Raw genomic sequence first — 21582 nt, 5'->3', positions numbered from 1 at the left:
TTCAGGCGGTGCGCAGACTCCGGACACGTCGCCATCCGCGCCAGCTGAACCACAAGAGTGCGGCGAGCAGCGGAATGATCAGGAGCGGCAAGATCATCGCGATCAAGGAGGTGAAGAAAGTCAGCACATCCTCGATGACGGAGACGACGGGATTCGCCAGTCCACCGGTAGTGGCCGTACTGACCGCGCGAGTGCCGGTCTGGGCGGCGCTGAATGTCAGCGCCGTCGGCGCTCCGACGATGATGCCCGCCAACGCGGCCATCGCAGGGTCGAGATGGCTGAAGGCCGCCCAGGCCGCGATCACTCCGGCGATGGGCCCGGTGACGTTCCCGATCACCGAGAGTGCGTTGTCCACGAAGGGAATGAGGTCGGCACCCAGTTCGACCACCGCGGCTATTGCCAATGCCACCAGCGCGCCGGTGGATCCGACCCACCGCATCGACTCGCCGACGGTGATCCCGAACAGTTCGAAGTGGACGGCAGCGCTGAGCATCAGCAGCGGCAGGAAGGTTCGCATTCCGGACGCTGCGGCGAGTCCGAGACCGAGCATGGCGGGCAACACCCAGGTATCCATGGGTGGAGTTTAGGTCTACTGTGCGCCTTTATTAACCGCCGGCGGTATTAACCGCCGGCGGTTAATAAAGGCGCACAGCAAAGTCTCGGAAAGGACCTTTCATGGCGACAAACCCGCAGCCGATGTTCTTCCTCAACCTGCCCGTCAAGGACCTCGGCAAGGCCACCACCTTCTACGAGGGCCTCGGATACTCCAAGAACACGCAGTTCTCCGACGAGAATGCGTCGTCGATGGTCATCAGTGACACCATCGTCGTGATGCTGTTGGCCGAGCCCTTCTTCAAGACCTTCACCACCAAGGGCATCGCCGACACCTCGACGTCGACGGAAGCGCTGCTCGGTCTCTCGGCCGAGACCCGTGAGGCCGTCGACACCCTCGTCGACAAGGCACTCGCGACCGGCGGTTCCGAAGGAAACGCGACGCAGGATCACGGCTTCATGTACAGCCGCAGCTTCCAGGATCCCGACGGCCACATCTGGGAAATCATCTGGATGAATCCCGAGAACATCGAGGGCTGAGCGACCGAACTTCCTCGGCGAGAGGCGAAACCCCGCAAACACTCGTAGCGTGGAGTGGTGACTGTCGCAAAAACCCTCGGAGAGCTACGCGCCTCCGGACACGTACAGCGAAGTGTCAAGGAAGAACTACGAGAGAACCTTCTCGCCGCGTTGCGGGACGGCCGTGACCCCTGGCCCGGGATAGTCGGGTTCGAGGACACGGTCGCCCCGCAACTCGAGCGGGCGCTGATCGCCGGCCACGACGTGGTTCTGCTCGGCGAACGAGGTCAAGGAAAGACGAGGTTGCTTCGTACTCTCGGGCTCCTGCTCGACGAGTGGACGCCCGTCATCGAAGGCTCGGAACTGGGGGAGCACCCGTACGAGCCGATCACACCGGCTTCGATACGTCGAGCCAAGGAACTGGGTGACGACCTCCCGATCGCCTGGCGACACCGCAGCGAGCGGTACTCCGAGAAACTGGCAACGCCGGACACCTCGGTCGCCGACCTGATCGGAGATGTCGACCCGGTCAAGGTGGCCGAGGGTAGGAGCCTCGGCGATCCGGAGACCATTCACTTCGGTCTCGTGCCCCGCGCGCATCGCGGAATCGTGGCGATCAACGAGCTTCCCGACCTCGCCGAGCGCATCCAGGTCTCGTTGCTCAACGTGATGGAAGAGCGGGACATCCAGGTCCGCGGGTACACGCTTCGGCTTCCGTTGGACGTCCTTCTGGTCGCGAGCGCAAATCCTGAGGACTACACCAACCGCGGGCGCATCATCACACCGCTCAAGGACCGCTTCGGCGCCGAAATCCGCACTCACTACCCCGTCGAGTTGGCGGGTGAGATCGCGGTGATCGAGCAGGAGGCGCACCTGGCCGCGGAGGTGCCTGACTACCTTCTCGAAATTCTTGCCAGGTTCACGCGCTTGCTACGCGAATCCACCTCGGTGGATCAGCGATCGGGTGTGTCGGCACGATTTGCCGTCGCCGGCGCGGAAACCGTCAGTGCAGCGGCGGTACGACGCGCGGCGGTGCTCGGCGAGGCCGATCCTGTTGCACGGCCCGTCGATCTCGAGTCCGTGGTCGAGGTTCTTCGCGGCAAGGTCGAGTTCGAATCCGGTGAAGAGGGACGGGAACTGGAGGTGCTCGAGCACCTGCTGCGTCGCGCGACCGCCGATACGGTTCGGGTACGACTCGGCGGAATCGACCTCGGGATGTTGGTTGCTGCTGTGGAGACGGGCAATACGATCGTCACCGGTGAATCTGTCACGGCCAAGGCGTTTCTCGACGAGCTTCCGGATCTCGAGGTCCTGGACGAAGTAGCCGAACGCCTCGGCGCGCAATCCGACGGCGAGCGTGCCGCCGGTGCCGAACTTGCCCTCGAAGGGCTTTACCTCGCGCGCCGGATCTCCAAAGATCAAGGCCCGGGCGGCCGCTCGGTGTATTCGTAAGGGGCAGTGATGATCCACAATCCGCGGTACGGGCCGTACGACGGTGGTCCCGATCCGCTGGCGCCTCCGGTAGATCTGCGCGAGGCCTTGGCAGCAATCGGCGACGACGTGTTGTCAGGCACGTCGCCGCGCCATGCCCTCCGGGAGCTCCTGCGCCGCGGAAACCGAGACATGCGCGGGCTCGACGACCTTGCTGCCCAGGCGAACCGGCGTCGACGTGAGTTGCTGCGCCGCAACAATCTCGACGGAACGCTCGACGAGGTTCGTAAGCTTCTCGACAAGGCGGTGCTCGAAGAGCGCAAAGAACTGGCACGTGCTCTCGACGACGACGCACGATTCAACGAAATGCGGATCGAGGAGTTGCCACCGTCGACAGCTCAGGCCGTGCAAGATCTGGCCGACTACAACTGGCGCAGCGAACAGGCTCGCGCGGATTACGAGAAGATTCGTGATCTGCTCGGACGTGAGGTCCTCGATCAACGCTTCTCGGGAATGAAGCAGGCACTCGAGGACGCTACCGACGAGGATCGTGAGCAGATTCGCCAGATGCTGGCAGATCTGAATCAACTGCTCGATGCGCACTCTCGGGGCGTCGACACTCCTGAGCAGTTTGCGGAGTTCATGGACAAGCACGGGCAGTATTTCCCGGACAACCCGCGCAACGTCGACGAACTTCTGGATTCGTTGGCGCAGCGCGCGGCGGCCGCACAACGATTGCGTAACTCGCTCTCGCAGGAGCAGCGTGACGAGTTGGATGCGTTGGCGCAGCAGGCGTTCGGTGATCCGAGTCTGATGAGTGAGCTGAGTCAACTCGACCAGTTCCTTCAGGCGGCTCGGCCGGGTGAGGACTGGGAAGGTTCGCAACAGTTCCGCGGCGACAACGGAATGGGGTTGGGTGAGGGGACCGGTGCCCTGCAGGATATCGCCGAGCTGGAATCGCTGGCAGATCAACTGTCGCAGCAGTATGCAGGCGCAGCGCTCGACGACATCGACCCCGAGCTACTCGCGCGGCAACTCGGCGACGAAGCGGCCGCTGATGCTCGCACCCTGGCCGATCTCGAAAAGGCTTTGCAGGAACAGGGTTTCTTCGATCGCGCACCAGACGGTCAATGGCGCTTGTCGCCCAAAGCCATGCGACAGCTCGGACAGACCGCTCTGCGTGACGTCGCCGGGCAACTGTCGTCGCGAACCGGTCAACGCGATACGCGTCGGGCAGGTGCGATGGGCGAACCGACCGGAGCTTCCCGCGAATGGGAGTTCGGGGACACCGAACCCTGGGACGTCACGAGAACCATCACCAACGCCGTCCTACGTGACCCTGGCCGAATGCCGGTGCGGCTGAGCGTCGTCGATGTCGAGGTGGCCGAAACCGAGCAGCGTAGTCAGGCTGCGGTGGCTCTGTTGGTGGACACGTCGTTCTCGATGGTGATGGAGGATCGCTGGGTGCCGATGAAGCGCACCGCTCTGGCACTCAATCATCTGGTGAGCACGCGGTTTCGCAGCGACGAGCTGCAGTTGATCGCCTTCGGACGCCACGCGCACGTACTGAGCCCGTCGGAGCTCGCCGGTTTGGACGGCGCGTGGGACCAGGGAACCAACCTGCACCACGCACTGTTGTTGGCGGCCAGACACCTTCGACGCCATTCCAATGCGCAGCCGGTGGTGTTGATCGTCACCGACGGTGAGCCGACGGCTCATCTCGAAGCGGACGGAGAAGCCAGGTTCGACTACCCGCCGAGTGCGCGAACCCTCGGTTTGACGGTTCGAGCACTCGACGCCGTGGCCAGGCTGGGCGCCAAGGTCACGTTCTTCCGCCTCGGTGAGGATCCAGGTCTGGCCAGGGTGGTCGACCGGATGGCGCACCGGGTGGGTGGACGCGTCATCGCACCGGACCTGGACGGCCTCGGCGCAGCCGTCGTGAGTGACTACATGCGAGGTCGCCGCTAATTCTGCCGCCGTCAGTCTTGTTCAGCGGGCTGGTGCTGGGTGATGCAGTGGATGCCGCCGCCACGTTCGAACAGCGGTCTGGCGTCGACGGTGACGACAGTGCGTCCGGGGTAAGCGGCTGACAGGATCCGGGCCGCTTCGGCGTCGGCCGGATCGTCGAAGCTGCAGGCGATCACTCCACGGTTGACCACGAGATGGTTGATGTAGCTGTAGTCGACGAATCCCTCGTCGTCGCGCAAGATTTCGGGTGCAGGCACCCGAATGACCTTCCACGGCCGGCCGCCGACGTCCGTCGAGCTTTCGAACAACTCGATGATCGTCTTGCTGACGGCGTAGTCGGGGTGCACCGGATTGCGTTGGTCATGGACGAGTACCACTCCGGGGGAAGAGATGGCAGCGACGATGTCGACGTGTCCGCGCGTTCCGTAGGTCTCCTGATCGCGAGTCAACCCGCGGGGAAGCCAGATCACGTGCTTGGCGCCGATGGTGCGGGCGAGTTCGGCCTCGATGTCGGCCTTCGTCAGGTCGGGATTGCGTCCCGGATCGAGTTGGACGGTTTCGGTGACCAAGACGGTGCCGAGACCGTCGACCTGAATACCGCCGCCCTCGTTGACGATTGGTGAGTCGATCAACTGGGCACCGGATTGTTCGACGACAAATGCGCCGATCTTCGAATCCTTGTCCCACTGCGCCCACTCCTGTGCGCCCCAGCCGTTGAACACCCAGTCGACTCCGCCGAGACGGCCTTCGTCGGACAGGACGAACGTCGGCCCGATGTCGCGCATCCACGCGTCGTTGAGAGGTGCCTCGACGATGTCGACCTTCTCGGACAGATACTTTCGTGCTTCTTCGACTTCGGCGGGATCGACGACGACGGTGACCGGCTCGAATTCGGCGACGGCGTGGGCGACGGCCGCCCACGTCGAGCGCGCTTCGTGCTGTTCGTCGGCGGTGTCGCCGAGGGAGTATCCGGCGCTGGGGTACGCCATCCAGGTACGTTCGTGCGGTTCACTTTCCGCGGGCATTCGCCAGGTCATCGGTTGGCTCCCACAGTGTTCACCGGTGCGGTCAGAGCCGAGTAGGTGTCGGGTCGGCGAGTGGCCAGGAACGGGAACAGTGCAAGCCAGTCTTCACGTTGCCGAAGATCGAGATCGGCGACCAGCACTGCTGATTCGTCGCGGGGAGCCTGAACGAGGACGCGTCCGTACGGATCCGAGATGAAGGAAGAACCGTAGAAGGTGATGAGACCTTCACTGCCGTGGCGATTGGGAACAACCATGAAGGTGCCGTTGGCGATACCGTTTCCGACGATCACCTGCTGCCACAGCGGTTGGGTGTCGAAGTTCGGGTGATCGGGCTCGGAGCCGATCGCCGTCGGGTACACCAGAACCTGGGCACCGGCGAGGGAGTATGCACGTGCGACCTCCGGGAACCACTCGTCCCAGCATGTCGGGAGGCCGAACTTCGCGCCGAGTGCCTCGTGGACGGGGTATGCGTCCTGCGCCGGACCGCCGCGGAAGTACGTGTCCTCGTAGTATCCGGCCGTCACCGGAATGTGGAGCTTGCGGGTTCTGGCGAGAAGCTCACCTTCGGGCGAGACGAGGATCGCGGTGTTGAATCCCAGTCCGTCCTCGGCCTCACTGCGCTCGTACAGCGATGCGTGGACGAGGACCTGGTTCTCGGCGGCGGCTTTGGCGGCGAAGGCGAGAGTGGGTCCGGTGAGCAGGTCTTCCGCTTCGCGTCCGGGATTGTCGCCGGCCGGGGTGGAGGCGGGGTAGCGGCTGAGCGTCAGCTCCGGAAGAAAGACCACGGAAGCGCCCAGCTTCGCTGCGGACGCAATGCCCTCGCTCAATTCGGTGTAGAGGTCGTCTTGGTCCTCGTGCCAGCGATGTTGCACGAGACCTACACGCAGAGGTGTGGACGTGGACGGCGTAGTCGCGGCCAGAGACTCGGGTGGGGTGAGGGCGGTGATCGTCAGCATGGGGTTTCCTCGGTGCTCGGGTATTCGACGTTCAACGTAAAACGAATGCAATTCGTTAAGTATGGTGGGTGAGCGCTGATTGATCAAGGACTTTCGAGGAATTGTTTTTTGCGGCGCCCCGAACGGTGTGGATCACTACAGGAGGACATATGCCGCGGCCATCGCAACGACTGCTCTCACCGGCGATCATCACCGAGGCAGCGATCGAGTCGGTGGACGAATCCGGCGACTTCACCATGCCGGGACTCGCCGCACGACTGAAGGTGCGACCGTCGTCGCTCTACAACCACGTTTCCGGACGGGCCGAGATCGTCGAACTGATGAGGGCTCAGCTGATGGCGGGAATCGACGTGGAGTCGGCCTCGGGATCCTGGAGCGAGACCGTCTCTGCGCTGGCAGCCGAGTACCGGCGAAGCTACGCAGCACATCCTCGCCTGATTCCGCTCTTCACCGCCCAGACGGTGCAGGCCGGTGTGGCGTTCACCCTGTACAACGCGCTAGCGCAGGCATTCGCCGATGGTGGCTTCGACCCGGCTCAAACGCTGCACGCAATCACAACCGTCGACAGTTTTGTTCTCGGTTCGGCGTTGGATCTGGCGGCGCCGGATGTCCAGTGGGCGTCGGGGCCCGAGGCTAACGACGCGATGAAGGCGGCGTTGGCAACATCCGGGAAAAATCCCGAACGTGCCGACGCCGCCTTCGAATTCGGCTTGCGTGTATTGATGGCGGGCCTGATCGCGCAGGCCCCCGAACCTACTGTCTCCTAAGGCACGCTGAGGTCGTTCTCGTCGCGCAGAGCCTCCGTGTCGCGGTTGAGGGTCTTGCCCTCGAAGAACTCGGGATTGCGCACTCGCATGACCATCATCAGTACCGCGCCGAGGATGAGGATTCCGAAGCCGAGGAAGAAGACCAGGCCGATGCCGCCGATGGATGCTCCGCTGGCGTTGTCCGGATTCATACTCTCCTGGACCGAAATGACGAACACCGCAAGCAGCATGAGACCACCGATGAGTGGGAACGCGAGCCGGAAGACGAAGTTTCGTACGCTTTCGAAGAGCGTCTTGCGGAAGTACCACACGCACGCGAATGCCGTGATGCCGTAGTACCAGCAGATCATGATGCCGAGTGCGGCGATCGTGTCGAGCAGCGCACTTTCGGAGAGGAACGTGACGACGCTGTAGAACACCGCGGTTACCGCGCCGGCCACGACGGTGGCGTACGACGGCACCAGGAATCGAGGCGAGACCTCGGCGAGTTTCTTGGGGAAAGCTCCGTATGCGCCCATGGCGAGCATGGTTCGTGCGGCGGGCAGGAACGTGGTCTGCAGGCTCGCAACGGAAGAGACGAAGACTGCGAGGAAGAGGAGCATTCCGCCCCAGTTGCCCAGGACCGGGTCGGCCAGAGCGCCGAAGACGTTCTCGGAGTTGTCGGGATTGCCGAGACCGAGGCCTTCCTCGCCGACGCCGGCGTACATCATCGCGGCAACGGCGACCAGCAGGTAGGTCAGGAGAATGGTTGCGACACAGAGCAAACCGGCGCGGCCCGGGGTCTTCTTGGGGTTCTTCGACTCCTCGCCCAGCGTGAGACAGGTATCCCAGCCCCAGAACGCGAAGATCGATCCGGTGAGTCCGATGACAAACGCACCGATGGCGAGTCCGCTGAACGGGTTGAACCAACTCAGGTCGAAGGACAATCCGGCCGGGGCATCGCCGGCGCCAACGTGAACCAGTGCAACGACGGCGAAGACGACCAGCAGCACCATCTGGAAGCCGACGAGCGCGAACTGCACGCGCTCGCTGGTGGTGATTCCTCTACTCGCTATCCACGTGGCCAGGGCGATGAAGACGAGTGTGGTGCCGACATTGACAAATTTGTTGCCCGGCAGATCGGCGATCGACGGATTGTCGACCACCCGCGCGATGAACAGATAGAAGAAGTCGACGGCAATGGCAGCAAGGTTCGAGAGCACGATGATGGTGGCGATCACCATGCCCCAGCCGCACATCCAACCGACGTACGGCCCGAATGCCTTGGTGGACCAAGTGAATGACGCGCCGCAGTCAGGTGTGTCGGAGTTCAGTTCGCGGTACGCGTACGCGGTGAGGAACATCGGGATGAAGCCGGCGATGAAGATGGCGGGCATCTTGAGGCCGACCGCTGCGACGATCAATCCGATACTCGCAGTCAGGGTGTAACCCGGTGCCACGGAGGAGATTCCGAGTACTGCGCCTGAGATCATGCCGATCTTGCCGGTGGCGAGGCCTTTGGAACTCAGTTCGGTGCTGGTCATGACAGTGCCTCCGGCTGGGTGAATTCGTGCTTGGGCACTACGACCATGGGAACGGGCAGCACGCGCAGCATCTTGGCGGCGGTGGAGCCCAGGAAAAGTTTGCGGGGCTGCGCGAGACGGCTGGAACCGACCATCACGAGGTCGCCGTCTTGCCAGTCCAGTTGACGCACTGCGGATTCCACTGTTGAACCGTCGGCGATGATGACCTCGATGGGGAACTCGGCGGGGAGCGCCGCTCTTGCGATGTCAAGCGTGTCCCGAGCGTGGTTTCGTGCACGTTCCCTGGCCGACTCGGCGGTGTCGCGGTGATCGCGCAGATCGTTCTGGGGGTCGAGTGCCACGAGCGAGACCAGTCGCAGCGGAACCTGCATCAGTTCGCTGGTACGTACGGCGGTGTTCAAGACGACGTCGGCGCCGACGCGGGTACCGAGCGCGCAGGTGACCTCTCGTATTGCGGTAGCCGCCGAATGCCGCGTTCCCCGAGGCGCCAGTGCTACCGGGACGTGGGCGGAGTGCAGCAGTTCGGTCGAGACCGAACCTATCGCGTGACGGCCGAGCAGACCGTCGCCGGAAGCTCCCACCACGATCGCCAGCGCGCTCAGTCGGTCAACCTCGTCGAGCAGGCCCTGAGCAAACGACTCGTGGAAGCTCAGGTGTACTTCCACCTGGATGTCCTCGGGCACCGATGCTTTCGCCTCGGCGAGCCAGTCGTGTGCACGTGCGGCGAGAATGTCGTCGTAGCCGGCTTCCGAGGGAACCTTGGCCGGCAGTGACCGATCCGGTGGGAGGACCATGCAGATGTCGAGTTGCGCGCCGAGACTGCGCGCGAGCTGGGCCCCGAGGACCAGCCCGTCTTTACCGCTGGGTGTGGCGAGGTATCCGACGATAAGGCGCATGGTGGCTCTTTTCCGGATTGGAGGAATCTGCTGTGCGCCTTTATTAACCGCGGGGGGTTAATAAAGGCGCACAGCAAGAGGGGCGGCAACTCAGTCGTGCGAGCTCATGACGTGCTTGAGACGGGTGTAGTCCTCGACTCCGTAGGCCGAGAGATCTTTGCCGTAGCCGGAGTACTTGAAGCCGCCGTGCGGCATCTCGGCAACGAGTGGGATGTGGCAGTTGATCCACACCGCACCGAAGTCGAGAGCGGCGGAGACGCGTTGCGTGACACCGTGATCCTTGGTCCAGATGCTCGAGGCCAGGCCGAACCGAACGTCGTTGGCAAGCGTGATCGCCTCCTTCTCGTCGGAGAAGCTCTGGACGGTGAGGATGGGACCGAAAGTCTCTTCCTGCACGATGTCGTCCGATTGCGCGACGCCGGTGATGACGGTCGGCTCGAAGAAGAATCCGGTTTCGCCCGAACGCTTTCCGCCGGTAACGATCTTGGCCGACGCCGGCAGGTTCGCGATCTTGTCGCTCACGGCGTTGAAGTGGTTGATGTTGTTGAGCGGGCCGTAGAAGGCATCAGGATCGGAAGGCGCGCCGGGGCGCAGCTTCTCGGCGTTCCGGACGAGGGCTTCGACGAGCTGATCGTGGATGGACTCGTGGACGAGCACGCGAGTGGCCGCGGTGCAATCCTGGCCACCGTTGAAGAACGCTGCCTCGGCGATGCCGGTGGCGGTCTTCTCGATGTCGACGTCGCCGAAGACGATCGCCGGCGCTTTGCCGCCCAGTTCGAGGTGCGCGCGCTTGAGTTGCTGCGCTGCGGACACGGCGACAGCGATGCCCGCCCGCACCGAACCGGTGATCGAGACGAGACCGAGGGCCGGGTTCTCCACCAACGTCGCGCCGGTTCCGCCGTTGCCGAGCACGACGTTGAACACGCCGTCCGGCAGGATGCCCTTCGAGAGCTTCGCCAGGACCAGCGTGCTGCCTGGTGTGGTGTCGCTGGGCTTGAGGACGATCGTGTTGCCGGCCGCGAGGGCGGGCCCGATCTTCCACAGCGCCATCATGAACGGGTAGTTCCAGGGAGTGACCTGGCCGACTACGCCGATCGGCTCACGACGGACGTAGGAGGTGAAACCCTCCATGTACTCTCCGGCCGCCTTGCCCTCGAGAAGTCGTGCGGCTCCGGCGAAGAACCGCATCTGATCGGCTCCGACCTTGACCTCTTCGTCGGCGATCATCTGGTGGGCCTGGCCGGTGTTGGCGCTTTCGGCTGCGACGATTTCGTCGCTGTGCGCTTCGATGGCGTCGGCGAGTTTGAGGAGTGCGGCCTGCCGCACGCTTGGTGTCGTCTTACCCCAGGTCTCGAATGCGCGTTGTGCTGCTTCGACGGCGGCGTCGACGTCTTCCTTGGTGGAGACCGGCGTACGCCCGACCACACTCTCGTCCACGGGGTTGATCAGGTCGAGTGTTTCCGTCGCGGCCGAGGCGACGAATTCACCGTTGATGTAGTTCTCGAGTACGACGATCGACATCGGTACCGGTTCCTCTCGAGGTCGAACGAGTTCCGGCCGAGGTGATCAGCACGGAACTCGCACTTTGTGGGGCGTGTGTGAGCAAGTGTGCGCTGACTCACAAGTAAAGGCAGCTGCCAAAAAGGTGAAATCTTTGATCCCCGACGCGCCGAGTTGTACAGTCCTGCCCATGACGATCGCTGTGCGGTGGATGTTGGCGCAGCCGGATCTCGCGCTGGAACTCAAAGGTGGGGCGCAGGGTGTCGGTCGCGAGATCACATTTGCGCACGCCACGGAGCTGCTCGACCCGTTTCGATGGTTGACCGGCGGCGAATTCATCCTCACCACCGGCATCCGATTGCCGTCCACTCAGCAAAAGCGCGGCCGCTATCTCCGGATGCTCGATGCGGCGGGTGTGGCGGCGGTGGGATTCGGAACCGGGCTGTCGTACCCCGAGGTCCCGGCCGATCTGGTGGCCGTCGCCGACGAGATCGGACTCCCGCTGATCGAGGTGCCGCTGCCGACGCCGTTTGCTGCCGTCGTCAAGCGTGTGATGAGCCGGTTGGCAGAGCAGGAATATGAAGCTGTCCTCCGGGCGTCGCGGGCGCAACCGCGGATGACGCGTGCCGTCATTTCCGGCGGAACTGCCGCAACCGTGCGTGAACTGGCGATCGCAACCTCGGCGACGGTGCTTCTTCTCGACGTCGCCGGACGAGTTCTCGAGAGCTCACCTCAACTGCCGACGGACGACGTGATCGACGAACTGCGAGCAACTCTCGGGGGCGGCGCATCCAGCAGCGTGACGCTTGCAAGGTCTGGAGCGTCGATCGCGGTGCAGCAGATCAGCGTCGGGCGAACGCCGTACGGATACCTGGCGGTGATCAGTGCTTCGGCGCTCAGCTACGTCGATCAGATACTGCTCGGTCACGCGAACTCGTTGCTGGCGTTGGACTTCGAGAAACCTGCGCGCTTGCGCGCCACTCAGGATCAGTTGAATTCGCACGCCCTCGGGCTGCTGCTCACCGAAGACCGCGACCCGGCACCGGCGTGGCAACAGATCCGGCAGGCCGCCGACGGCGAGGGAATGATCCGAGGGTTGACAGTTCTTGCCGACACGTCCGACGTAGCGGGACGCGTCGGAGTCGAGATTGCCGAGTTCATGAACAAGGCAGGGCGGCAGTTGTTCTCGCGAATCAACGACACTCGCGTCACGGTGCTGCTGCGTGGAACCGACGACGTCCAGTTCGCCCGAGAGCTACTGGGCGGGGTATCGAGGTCGGATCTTCGCTCACTTCGTGTGGGCCTGAGTGCGCGGCGCGTGGTCGCAGCGCTGGCGGTCGCCGTCGAACAGTCCCAGCTGTGTGCGTCTGCGGCGGAAATAGGTGGCGAGCCTTTGGAATTCGCGGCGCTGACCGGAAGTGTGCTGCTGTCTTTCGATTCGACGCGTGAAGTACTCAACACGCTGGCGGAAACGATGATCACACCGATCGAGGACTACGACCGTGACAACGGCACCGAACTGCTGGCGTCGCTGCGGGCATTCCTCGAGGCCAACGGGCACTGGGAAGCGGCAGCCATCACGATGAGCGTCCACCGGCACACGCTGCGAAGCCGAATGGCGAAGGTGGAGAGCTTGATCGACTGTCGACTCGAGGTAGCGAGAGTTCGTGCGGAACTGCTGCTCTCGATCATTGCCCGGCAGTCGTGACTGCCGGGCAACGATCGAGACTTGGCAAAGCGGCCGTCAGGCCTTGCTGCGGGCGATGATGTCGGCGGCGGTTCGCTGCCCCATCCGGACAGCACCGTCGACGTGCTGGTACCCCTCGGCCGCGATGTCGGAGCACGAGAAGTGGATCGGGCCGACGGGTGTGCGGGAATCCGCGCCGTATCGGTGCAGGCCACCGAGGTCGAAGCTGGCCGCGTACGCACCGCGGGTCCATTCCTCCGAGCCCCAGTCGGATTCGTAGTACACAACCGGTTCTTCGGCCTTCGGGCCCAGATAGCGGGCAAGTGAGGCCAGAATCGTGGCCTTACGCTCCTCGACGGAAAGCTCGAACATCGCGTCGGCCTTCTCGTCGGAGACGAAAGCGACCAGGGTGCCGCGATCGTCCTCGTGGTTGGTGTTGTCGTACACCTCCTGTACTACCTCGGACGCGCCGAAGCCGGTGCCGGAGAGGCCGTCTTCGCGCCAGAAAGGCGTCTCGTACACCGCGTGCACCTTGATGACGAGGCCGAGGGACTGGTGCTGGTGCATCTGGTGCTGACGACGCGGCAGCGGGGGATCGTACGAGATCCGGGAGTAGAGGTTGGGCGGTACGGCCAGGATCACTCGGCTTGCCTCGACGCGAACATCGCCGTCCGCCAACACCGTTGCACCGGACTCGTTCCACTTCACCGTTCGCACGGGTGCGTTGAGGAAGACGTCGTCACCGAGGGCCTCCGCCATGCGGATCGATACCTGCTGCATTCCGCCGATCACTCGCTTGTCGAGGATGAAGTCCTCGTCGACGAGGTGGGAGAACGAGCCTGCGGAAGCGGCCATGAGTACGGCCTGCAGGGCAGAGAACGAGTGGGCGGGCTTGGTGAGCATGCCACCGGCGATGAAGAGGCCGATGTTGTCACGTGCCTCGGCGTCGTCGGACTGATTGATCAGCCACTGCTTGAAGGAGACTGTGTCGAGATCGCGGGCGAGGGGATGTGCCCACGGTTCCTCGGCGCCGATCTGTGCTGCGAGATCGTCCATCTCGTCGATGAGACGGTCCATCTCCTTCTTCGTGGTGTCGTTCGTGGGGAAGGAATCACCGGTGTACTGCGTCCGCTCACCTGCCGACGAGATGTAGACGGACTCGCCCTCACGGTAGCGCTCGAAAGTTTTCAGGCCGAGTTCGTCGAGCAAGGAGATCAGCGCGGTCTGGTCGGGGGAGACCCACTGGCCGCCGATTTCCAGAACTGCTCCGTCGATGGTGTCGGTCCACGTGCGGCCGCCGACGCGGTCGCGCGCTTCGATCACAGCGACGGTCAAACCGGCCTTGCGCAGCGCGGTTGCAGCTGCCAGGCCAGAGGGGCCGGCGCCGACGATTGCAACGTCTCTCTGGAGAGTAGGCACTTGCGAGCTCCTTCATGTTGAGCACCGCTCGAGTCGAAAGCTGCCGACGAGCGAGTGCACGGGTGTCGGTTTTCAGTCTGTCCCGAGGAGACGCACACCACACCTGACGAAACGGAGTGTTCGATCGGTGATCTTGTGCCGTTTAGGCGCGGCTAGCCGTTGATGACGTGGCGATCGCCGAGCGGTCGGCTCAGCGGAACGTCCAGGCTGCCGAACACGGCAACCAAGATGCACATCTTGTCCGCGGCCTCCGGCAATGCTCCGGTTCGGAGCGTGACGATCACCGTCGTATCAGTCTCTTCGACGGTTGCGTACGCGCCGTAGCACTCCGGAGTGCCGGTCACGAAGTGGACTGCCACCGTGTGATCGTCGACCTCGGACCACGATTCGAACATGGTGGCCGTCGCACCCACGATGTCGGTGCGGCTGTCGAACTCCGTGCCCATCTCGCTGTCGTCGACCTCGTCGGGAACGGGGGTTCCGAGCGACCAGTCGGCGGGACTTGCTTCGTTGGCCGCCATCGGATTCGGCGCAGCAACCGGCCCCGTTGTCTGGGCCCCGACGGAGCATCCGGCCACAGCAAGGCAGGCCAGAACGGCGAGGGTTAGTACACGCATGAATCCACCGTAACCCTGCTCAAGCGAGTAGCGCCGTGACCAGCGCAATCGCCGGTATCGACGCCAAAGTGGTGACAAAGGCGCTGTCTCGGGCGAGGACCATTCCGCGCCGATATCGGCTTGCATAGATGAAGACGTTCTGTGCCGTCGGCAACGTCGAGACGACCACGATGGCGAACAACTGATGGCCGTCGATGCCGAGGAGGAAGTGCGCCATCAGGTAAGCCAGCACCGGTTGGACGACGATCTTGAGGGTCGACGCAAGCGCGACGTCGCGGCGCGGACTGGAGCCCTTCTCGAGCACTCGTACGCCGTACAACGAGAGCCCGAATGCCAGCAGTGCGCCGGGGACCGACGTGGCGCCGATCAATTCGAAAGGCTGCATCAAGGGTCTCGGCGGTACCCAACCGATCAACGCCACGATCAACCCTGCAGCGCCCGCGAGCACGATCGGATTCTTGAACGGAGCGGTGACAGTGTCGATCAGTGACAGTTTTTCGGCTTCGCCCCGCAATGCCGTGAGATCGAGGATCGTCAAGGCGATCGGGGAGTACACGACGATCTGGAAGAGCAGGAGCGGCGCGACGAACGTGGCATCGCCGAGCACGAACACCGCGATCGGGATTCCGAGGTTGGCCGAATTCACATACGACGCCGACAGCGCGCCGATAGTCAGTTCGGGCAGCGGCCGGTTGAGCCAGATCTTTGCAACGACGACGTACAGAGCGCCGACGGCAAAGGCAGTAGCCGACGCAACCGCGAGCGTCGGCGAGAAGATCACCGACAGATCGGACGACGCGAGGGTGGTGAACAGCAGGGCAGGCGTCGCGACGAAGAAGACGAGTCGACCGAGAACGAACTGTCCTTGGCTACCGAGGGTGCCGAGACGGCCGAGCAGATACCCGACCGCGATGACGACAAAAATGACGGTGAAACCCGCAACAACTCCCGACACGCTGCGGGCACCTCTCGACTGGAATGAATAACTTCGGGAAATCTTAGTCCGGGCAACAAAAAGGCCGCGCAGCCGATTGACTGCGCGACCTCTTCGGTACTTCTACGTGTGACTACCGTGCGGCGGTGAAGGGGAGCAACGCCATTTCGCGTGCGTTCTTCACTGCAACGGCGACCTGACGCTGCTGCTGCGGGGTCAGGCCCGTGACGCGACGGCTGCGGATCTTGCCGCGGTCCGAGATGAACGTGCGAAGCAAGTTGATGTCCTTGTAATCGACATGCGTGATCTTCGCTGCGAACAACGGGTTCTTCTTGGGCTTACGACCCTCTACGGGGCGTGGCTTCTTCGACGGTGAACGCTTGACTGCCATCCGACTTCCTTACCAGCTCGACTTGTGTACGCCAGGCAGTTCCCCACGGTGCGCCATTTCTCGCACGCGAATCCGGGAGAGCCCGAACTTCCGCAGGTGGCCGCGCGGACGTCCATCCGCAGCGTCTCGATTGCGCAATCGTACCGGACTGGCGTCGCGTGGTAGACGTTGCAGGGTCGCTTGGGCCTTCGCGCGCTCCTCGGGTGAGCTTTTCGGGGAGCGGATTGCCTCCTTGAGCGCCGATCGCTGCTCCGCGTATCGCTCGACGATGACCCGTCGCTGGTTGTTCTTGGCGATCTTGGACTTCTTGGCCATGCCTACTTCTCTTCTCGGAAATCGACGTGCTTGCGCACCACGGGGTCGTACTTCTTCAGTACGAGTCGATCGGGGTCGTTGCGACGGTTCTTGCGGGTCACGTACGTGTACCCGGTGCCTGCCGTGGACTTGAGTTTCACGATCGGGCGGATCTCGTTTCGTGCCATCTGCTCAGACCTTCTCGCCGCGCGCGCGGATCCGGGCGACGACGGATTCGATGCCGTCGCGGTCGATCGTCTTGATGCCCTTGGTCGAGAGGGTGAGCGTGATTCGACGACCCTCGCTGGGCAATACGTATGTCTTGCGCTGGATGTTCGGGTTCCAGCGACGATTCGAACGCTTGTGGGAGTGCGAGACGGATTTTCCGAACCCCGGCACACGTCCGGTCACTTGGCAGTGAGCCGACATGGGTGTTCCTTTCAACTTGCAGATGACAATCGTTTTCGACAATGCGGTGAGATCAATGTAGCGTTCAACCTCGGTAATGACAATCATTCCCAGAAAGGCCCGCTGTGAACACGATCCTGGACGGCAGGACTCCGCTGGTCCTGGTCGCCGGCATGAGCGAATCCACTCCACACACCGCACGAGCATTGCTGCGAACCGGAACTGTTCTGGTTCACCACGACCTGAGCCACGTCCGTGAAGGGGTGGTCCGGCGGACGGTCACCTCGATGACCGGGGGCACCGGGTCTGCCGGCACGGTGTCCGAACGCGAGACGATCCTCGAGCTCGCGCACGGCTGCGTCTCCTGCACCCTGCGCGAAGACTTGCTGCCGCTGCTGCGTCGCCTTCACTCGCACAGTTCGGTCCAGCGGATCGTCTTGCTGCTTGACCGCCAACTCGAACCCGAAGCGCTGTGCTGGGCGATCGAGCATGTCGTCGTGACCGGCGTCGTCGGCCAATTGGACGGACCAGCGCAGCGTGACTGCCGCGTCGACGCCGTCGTGACGTGCATCGACGCCCAGACCTGGCTTGCCGACGCCACCGGCGACGAAGCCCTCGACGACGACCGCACCCTGGCTCAGGTCGTCGTCGGGCAGGTCGACTTCGCCGACGCTCTCGTACTGCGCGGGTCCGATGGACTCGACGGCTGGCAGCGGTCCCGCTTGAACGCGGTTCTCGCGCGCATTGCTCCGCGGGTACCCGTCTTCGATGAGGGAGACGACATCGAGGCACTGCTCCTCGAGGTGCCTGCGGATGCGCGACGCGGTGAGCTGGCCGACGCTCACTCACCGCTGTTGCGTCGTCAGCCGCCGCTCGACGACGACGGCGGAGTGATGCTCGTCGAGTTCACCGCGAACCGGCCGTTCCACCCCGGGCGTCTGCACGAGGCGATCGACGTCCTGCTCGAAGGTGTCGTCTATTCCCGCGGGCGCGTCTGGGTGGCGACTCAACCGGGCGAAGCGCTCTGGCTCGAATCGGCGGGCGGTGGCCTGCGAGTTGCCAGCGCGGACACCTGGCTGGCCGCGATGACGCCGCAGCAACGCGAGCGCGTTCCAGCCGAGCGCCGTGCGCTCGCGGCCCTGAAATGGGACGAGCGTTTCGGCGACCGTGACACCTCGATGGTCGTTCTGACGTGCGGTGCGAACCCGCTCGAGATCGACCGAACACTGCAGCACGCCCTGGTCACCGACGAGGAGTTGGCCGACGAAGCGTCGTGGACCACCTGGGAAGACCCGTTCGGAGAGTTCCACGAAGACCCGTGCGACGAATCCGAATCACCTTATGCCGAAACCGAATCAACGCGAGAGGGAAACGAATGAAGAAGCAGATGCACCCCGACTATCACCCCGTGGTGTTCCAGGACGCCAGCACCGGCAAGAGCTTCCTGACCCGGTCGACCGTGACGAGTGAGCGCACCGTCGAATGGGAAGACGGCGGCACATACCCGCTGTTGGTCGTCGACGTCACGAGCGACTCGCACCCGTTCTGGACCGGAGCACAACGAGTGATGGACACCGCCGGACGCGTCGAGAAGTTCGAGCGTCGCTACGGAAAGCGCAAGGCACTCTGATGGCCGTTCCCAAGCGGAAGATGTCGCGTTCCAACACCCGCAGTCGCCGTGCCCAGTGGAAGGCGACGGCGCCCGATCTGGTCGAGGTCACGGCCTTCGGCCAGACCCACCGGGTTCCTCGGCGACTGGTCAAAGCAGTTCGACTCGGGGTGATCGACCCGAGCCGCATCTGACCGTGCGATCCTTGGCCGGTGCTGCTGAGGATCCTCGAACTGGTGGGCATCGTGGCGTTCGCGGCCTCGGGTGCCCTGGTGGGCGTCACCAAGCGACTCGACATCTTCGGGGTGTGCTCGGTGGGTGTGTTCACCGGCATCGGCGGCGGTATCGTCCGCGACGTCCTTCTCGGCGTCCATCCGCCCAGTTCGCTGAGCAGTTGGCCGTACTTCGGAACGGCCGCCGCCACCTCACTCGCCGTGTTCTACCTACACGAGCCGCTCAATCGGCTGCGTCGTGAAATCCTGGCGCTCGACGCACTGGGGATGGGCTTGTTCGCGAGTACCGGCGCCGTCATCGCGCTGGACAACAACGCCAGTTCGCTGGCGGCGACATTGATCGGTGCGACCGCGGCGATCGGCGGCGGAGTGATCCGCGACGTCCTCGTCAACGAGGTACCGCTGCTTCTGCACAAAGACCTGTACGCGGTTCCCGCACTGCTCGGCGCTGCGTTGGTGGTCACAGTCTCGCAAGCCGGACTGTCCACCAACGCCGCGCTGGTGTGCGGCACGGCGTTCGCCGCGGTGTTCAGACTGCTTGCGTTATGGCGTCATTGGAGCCTGCCCGGGCCCAGGCGAACCCGGGACTGACCGCGACACGCCGGAGGCCGGAATCGGACCCTCTCAGCCGCATCTCAGCACTTCAGTCCAAACTGTCGGTATGCGTATTTTGGTGGTCGACGACGACCGGGCGGTTCGCGAGTCGCTTCGGCGGTCGCTCAGCTTCAACGGCTACACGGTCGAGCTCGCGGTCGACGGGCTCGACGCACTCGAGAAGATCCTCGCCAACCGGCCAGACGCCGTCGTGCTCGACGTCATGATGCCGCGACTCGACGGACTCGAAGTGTGCCGTCGTCTTCGTAGTGCCGGCGACGACCTACCCATCCTCGTGCTCACCGCCCGCGATTCGGTCAGCGAGCGAGTCGCCGGCCTCGATGCCGGAGCGGACGACTACCTGCCCAAGCCCTTCGCTTTGGAAGAGTTGCTTGCCAGGTTGCGTGCACTACTGCGTCGCACCGCGCCCGATCTGGACGCCGATTCCGAAATGATGGCGTTCGAGGACCTCACACTCGACCCGGTCACCCGTGAGGTCAAGCGCGGTGAACGATCGATCAGCCTGACCCGCACCGAGTTCTCCCTCCTCGAAATGCTCATGGCCAACCCGCGTCGCGTGCTGACCCGTGGACGCATTCTCGAAGAGGTGTGGGGGTACGACTTCCCGACGTCCGGCAATGCGCTCGAGGTGTACGTCGGCTACCTGCGTCGCAAGACGGAAGCCGACGGCGAACCGAGGTTGATCCACACCGTCCGCGGAGTCGGCTACGTCCTGCGGGAGACGCCTCCGTGATCACCGCTCCGTTCGGCAAGAATGCCGAACCGAAGAAATCCTCCACCACCCAAGCGTCCGTCGAAATGCGCCCGCCGATGCCACTGACCCGTTCGGTGTCATTGCGTTGGCGTGTGACGCTCCTCGCTGCGTCGGTGGTGGCCATTGCCGTCGCAGTCATGGCGATCGCGGCGTACGCGGTGGTTTCGCGTGCGCTCTACGCGGACGTCGATCACCAGTTGCGTACCAGGGCGGCGGTGCTCATCGACAGCAATGTCGTGCGATTCGATCCTCGCTACATCTCCGGTGCGACGCTGTACACCACCGACATCAGTGTGGCCCTGATCTTCTCGGACCTGAGCACGTACCAGCCGCCCGGTTCCGACGTGCCGATCGGTGAAGCCGAAGATGCCGTAGCGCGTGGCGAATCGGATTCTTCGCTGCGAACCGTCGACGGTCAGCGAGTGCTGGCTCAACGGACGCATGACGGAAGCACTTTGGTGATCGGTCAGCGGCTCGCGCCGACCGTTGCGGTACTGGATCGGCTGGCCTGGGTTCTCTTCGTGGTCGGCGGGTGTGGCGTCATACTTGCTGCGGTGGCGGGTACTACCGTGGGCCGCACCGGTTTACGACCCATCGCCAGGCTGACTGCCGCCACCGAACGAGTCGCCCGGACTGACGATCTGACGCAGATCCCCGTTACCGGCAGCGACGAATTAGCGCGCCTGACAGAGAGTTTCAACACGATGCTGCGGGCGCTCGCCGAGTCACGTGAGCGTCAGTCGCGCCTCGTCGCGGACGCCGGACACGAGTTGCGCACACCGTTGACTTCGTTGCGTACCAACATGGAATTGCTGATCGCGTCCAGTCGCCCCGGTGCGCCGCAGATTCCCGACGAGGACATGGCGGAACTTCGTGCCGACGTCGTCGCGCAGATCGAGGAACTGTCGACTCTGGTCGGTGACCTTGTCGATCTGGCCCGCGAAGACGCGCCCGAAACCGTGTACGAGCGCGTAGACGTCAGCGACGTCGTCGAGCGTGCGCTCGAACGAGCGCGGCGCAGGCGCAACGAAATCGAGTTCGAAGCGGTCACCACTCCGTGGTACGTCTACGGAGATCAAGCGGGCCTGTCGCGTGCGGTGCTGAACGTCCTCGACAACGCTGCGAAATGGAGTCCGAAGGGCGAACAGGTACGCGTCGAAATGCGTCCGGTCGGCCAAGGATTGTTGGAATTGACCGTAAGTGATGCGGGACCTGGCATTCCGGAGGAGGATCGGGAGTTGGTGTTCGATCGTTTCTACCGGTCGACCGCGGCACGTTCGATGCCGGGATCGGGTCTGGGACTTGCGATTGTGCGTCAGGTTGTCGTCAAGCACGGCGGCACCATCGCGATCGACGAATCCGATCGTGGGGGAGCGCTTGTTCGTATCGTGCTTCCCGGCGAACCAGGGCCGAGCGCCGAGTAGCGTGTTCTGTAGACCCGTTGGTCCCGTGCTTCGGTGACTGACGTCACGAGTTAATGCGTT

At 63.7% G+C, this 21582-nt stretch carries 24 protein-coding genes; 11 read left to right on the top strand and 13 right to left on the bottom strand.

Annotation, left to right across the window (positions count from 1 at the left end; translation table 11 throughout):
* Nucleotide 1: 1 nt before the first annotated feature.
* Complete coding sequence (locus tag GJB56_RS14590; protein WP_046378988.1) at nucleotides 2-574, bottom strand: DUF4126 domain-containing protein; 573 nt, start codon at nucleotides 572-574, stop codon at nucleotides 2-4.
* Nucleotides 575-675: 101 nt separating this feature from the next.
* Between GJB56_RS14590 and GJB56_RS14585 the strand changes: the two genes are divergently transcribed.
* Genes GJB56_RS14585 through GJB56_RS14575 form a run of 3 tightly spaced genes read left to right on the top strand, consistent with a single transcriptional unit; the run spans nucleotide 676 to nucleotide 4470 of the window.
* Nucleotides 676-1092, top strand: a complete 417-nt coding sequence (locus tag GJB56_RS14585; protein ID WP_019744746.1) for a VOC family protein — start codon at nucleotides 676-678, stop codon at nucleotides 1090-1092.
* 54 nt (nucleotides 1093-1146) lie between these two features.
* A complete protein-coding gene (locus tag GJB56_RS14580; RefSeq protein ID WP_020908640.1) occupies nucleotides 1147-2523 on the top strand; it encodes an ATP-binding protein in 1377 nt (458 codons plus the stop codon).
* A 9-nt stretch (nucleotides 2524-2532) separates the two neighbouring features.
* Nucleotides 2533-4470: a VWA domain-containing protein gene (locus tag GJB56_RS14575; protein ID WP_097387065.1), complete on the top strand. Its 1938-nt coding sequence runs from the start codon at nucleotides 2533-2535 to the stop codon at nucleotides 4468-4470.
* Nucleotides 4471-4481: 11 nt separating this feature from the next.
* On the opposite strand, the gene GJB56_RS14570 is transcribed toward GJB56_RS14575, so the two are convergent.
* Together GJB56_RS14570 and GJB56_RS14565 are read right to left on the bottom strand one after the other, a co-directional pair.
* On the bottom strand, nucleotides 4482-5507 hold the full coding sequence (locus GJB56_RS14570) for an agmatine deiminase family protein (protein ID WP_113683226.1): 1026 nt from the start codon (nucleotides 5505-5507) through the stop codon (nucleotides 4482-4484).
* Nucleotides 5504-6451: a nitrilase-related carbon-nitrogen hydrolase gene (locus tag GJB56_RS14565; RefSeq protein ID WP_113683225.1), complete on the bottom strand. Its 948-nt coding sequence runs from the start codon at nucleotides 6449-6451 to the stop codon at nucleotides 5504-5506. The genes GJB56_RS14570 and GJB56_RS14565 overlap by 4 nt, the downstream gene beginning before the upstream one ends.
* A 149-nt stretch (nucleotides 6452-6600) precedes the next feature.
* Here GJB56_RS14565 and GJB56_RS14560 point away from each other — a divergent pair, with 149 nt between their 5' ends.
* Nucleotides 6601-7218 (top strand): TetR/AcrR family transcriptional regulator C-terminal domain-containing protein, encoded by a 618-nt coding sequence (locus GJB56_RS14560; RefSeq protein WP_019744741.1) that lies wholly within the window; start codon nucleotides 6601-6603, stop codon nucleotides 7216-7218.
* Here the strand turns inward: GJB56_RS14560 and GJB56_RS14555 are convergent.
* The 3 genes from GJB56_RS14555 to GJB56_RS14545 form a co-directional block, all read right to left on the bottom strand.
* Nucleotides 7215-8741, bottom strand: a complete 1527-nt coding sequence (locus GJB56_RS14555) for an APC family permease (protein WP_020970347.1) — start codon at nucleotides 8739-8741, stop codon at nucleotides 7215-7217. The genes GJB56_RS14560 and GJB56_RS14555 overlap by 4 nt on opposite strands.
* Nucleotides 8738-9637, bottom strand: coding sequence for a universal stress protein (locus GJB56_RS14550; RefSeq protein ID WP_029255928.1), 900 nt, complete (start codon nucleotides 9635-9637; stop codon nucleotides 8738-8740). Before GJB56_RS14550 ends, GJB56_RS14555 begins: the two co-directional genes overlap by 4 nt.
* 90 nt (nucleotides 9638-9727) lie before the next feature.
* The gene (locus tag GJB56_RS14545; protein ID WP_021345160.1) at nucleotides 9728-11158 is read right to left on the bottom strand and encodes a gamma-aminobutyraldehyde dehydrogenase; all 1431 of its coding nucleotides are present in this window, start codon (nucleotides 11156-11158) and stop codon (nucleotides 9728-9730) included.
* A gap of 169 nt (nucleotides 11159-11327) precedes the next feature.
* Between GJB56_RS14545 and GJB56_RS14540 the strand changes: the two genes are divergently transcribed.
* Nucleotides 11328-12845 carry a PucR family transcriptional regulator gene (locus GJB56_RS14540; RefSeq protein ID WP_020970344.1) on the top strand — a complete coding sequence of 506 codons (1518 nt, stop codon included), beginning with the start codon at nucleotides 11328-11330 and terminating at the stop codon, nucleotides 12843-12845.
* Nucleotides 12846-12881: 36 nt separating this feature from the next.
* Here the strand turns inward: GJB56_RS14540 and GJB56_RS14535 are convergent, their stop codons facing one another.
* The 7 genes from GJB56_RS14535 to rpmB form a co-directional block, all read right to left on the bottom strand.
* Nucleotides 12882-14243: a flavin monoamine oxidase family protein gene (locus GJB56_RS14535; RefSeq protein WP_007727552.1), complete on the bottom strand. Its 1362-nt coding sequence runs from the start codon at nucleotides 14241-14243 to the stop codon at nucleotides 12882-12884.
* A gap of 152 nt (nucleotides 14244-14395) precedes the next feature.
* On the bottom strand, nucleotides 14396-14860 hold the full coding sequence (locus tag GJB56_RS14530; protein WP_007727550.1) for a hypothetical protein: 465 nt from the start codon (nucleotides 14858-14860) through the stop codon (nucleotides 14396-14398).
* Nucleotides 14861-14879: 19 nt separating this feature from the next.
* The gene (locus tag GJB56_RS14525) at nucleotides 14880-15815 is read right to left on the bottom strand and encodes an AEC family transporter (protein WP_019744736.1); all 936 of its coding nucleotides are present in this window, start codon (nucleotides 15813-15815) and stop codon (nucleotides 14880-14882) included.
* A gap of 112 nt (nucleotides 15816-15927) precedes the next feature.
* Nucleotides 15928-16185, bottom strand: coding sequence for a 30S ribosomal protein S18 (gene rpsR / locus GJB56_RS14520; RefSeq protein ID WP_003946414.1), 258 nt, complete (start codon nucleotides 16183-16185; stop codon nucleotides 15928-15930).
* A 9-nt stretch (nucleotides 16186-16194) separates the two neighbouring features.
* Nucleotides 16195-16500: a 30S ribosomal protein S14 gene (gene rpsN, locus GJB56_RS14515; protein WP_019744735.1), complete on the bottom strand. Its 306-nt coding sequence runs from the start codon at nucleotides 16498-16500 to the stop codon at nucleotides 16195-16197.
* Nucleotides 16501-16502: 2 nt separating this feature from the next.
* Nucleotides 16503-16667: a 50S ribosomal protein L33 gene (gene rpmG / locus GJB56_RS14510; RefSeq protein WP_019744734.1), complete on the bottom strand. Its 165-nt coding sequence runs from the start codon at nucleotides 16665-16667 to the stop codon at nucleotides 16503-16505.
* Between the two features lie 4 nt (nucleotides 16668-16671).
* A complete protein-coding gene (rpmB, locus tag GJB56_RS14505) occupies nucleotides 16672-16908 on the bottom strand; it encodes a 50S ribosomal protein L28 (RefSeq protein ID WP_020908631.1) in 237 nt (78 codons plus the stop codon).
* Between the two features lie 104 nt (nucleotides 16909-17012).
* On the opposite strand from rpmB, the gene mrf reads away from it, so the two are divergent.
* The 6 genes from mrf (at nucleotide 17013) to GJB56_RS14475 (ending at nucleotide 21522) form a co-directional block, all read left to right on the top strand.
* Nucleotides 17013-18266, top strand: a complete 1254-nt coding sequence (mrf, locus tag GJB56_RS14500; protein ID WP_021345156.1) for a ribosome hibernation factor-recruiting GTPase MRF — start codon at nucleotides 17013-17015, stop codon at nucleotides 18264-18266.
* Nucleotides 18263-18517 carry a type B 50S ribosomal protein L31 gene (locus GJB56_RS14495; protein ID WP_003946367.1) on the top strand — a complete coding sequence of 85 codons (255 nt, stop codon included), beginning with the start codon at nucleotides 18263-18265 and terminating at the stop codon, nucleotides 18515-18517. Before mrf ends, GJB56_RS14495 begins: the two co-directional genes overlap by 4 nt.
* The gene (gene rpmF / locus GJB56_RS14490) at nucleotides 18517-18690 is read left to right on the top strand and encodes a 50S ribosomal protein L32 (protein ID WP_007727540.1); all 174 of its coding nucleotides are present in this window, start codon (nucleotides 18517-18519) and stop codon (nucleotides 18688-18690) included. Before GJB56_RS14495 ends, rpmF begins: the two co-directional genes overlap by 1 nt.
* Before the next feature lie 18 nt (nucleotides 18691-18708).
* Complete coding sequence (locus GJB56_RS14485; RefSeq protein ID WP_003946409.1) at nucleotides 18709-19320, top strand: trimeric intracellular cation channel family protein; 612 nt, start codon at nucleotides 18709-18711, stop codon at nucleotides 19318-19320.
* 70 nt (nucleotides 19321-19390) lie between these two features.
* Nucleotides 19391-20077, top strand: a complete 687-nt coding sequence (locus GJB56_RS14480) for a response regulator transcription factor (RefSeq protein ID WP_003946387.1) — start codon at nucleotides 19391-19393, stop codon at nucleotides 20075-20077.
* 65 nt (nucleotides 20078-20142) lie between these two features.
* Nucleotides 20143-21522 (top strand): HAMP domain-containing sensor histidine kinase, encoded by a 1380-nt coding sequence (locus GJB56_RS14475; RefSeq protein WP_020908630.1) that lies wholly within the window; start codon nucleotides 20143-20145, stop codon nucleotides 21520-21522.
* Nucleotides 21523-21582: the final 60 nt, after the last annotated feature.

The organism is Rhodococcus sp. AQ5-07, from assembly GCF_009707305.1.
Taxonomy (GTDB): Bacteria; Actinomycetota; Actinomycetes; order Mycobacteriales; family Mycobacteriaceae; genus Rhodococcus_F; species Rhodococcus_F erythropolis.
The sequence above is the reverse complement of the archived record's forward strand: the minus strand, read 5'-3'. Positions and strand labels throughout refer to the sequence as shown.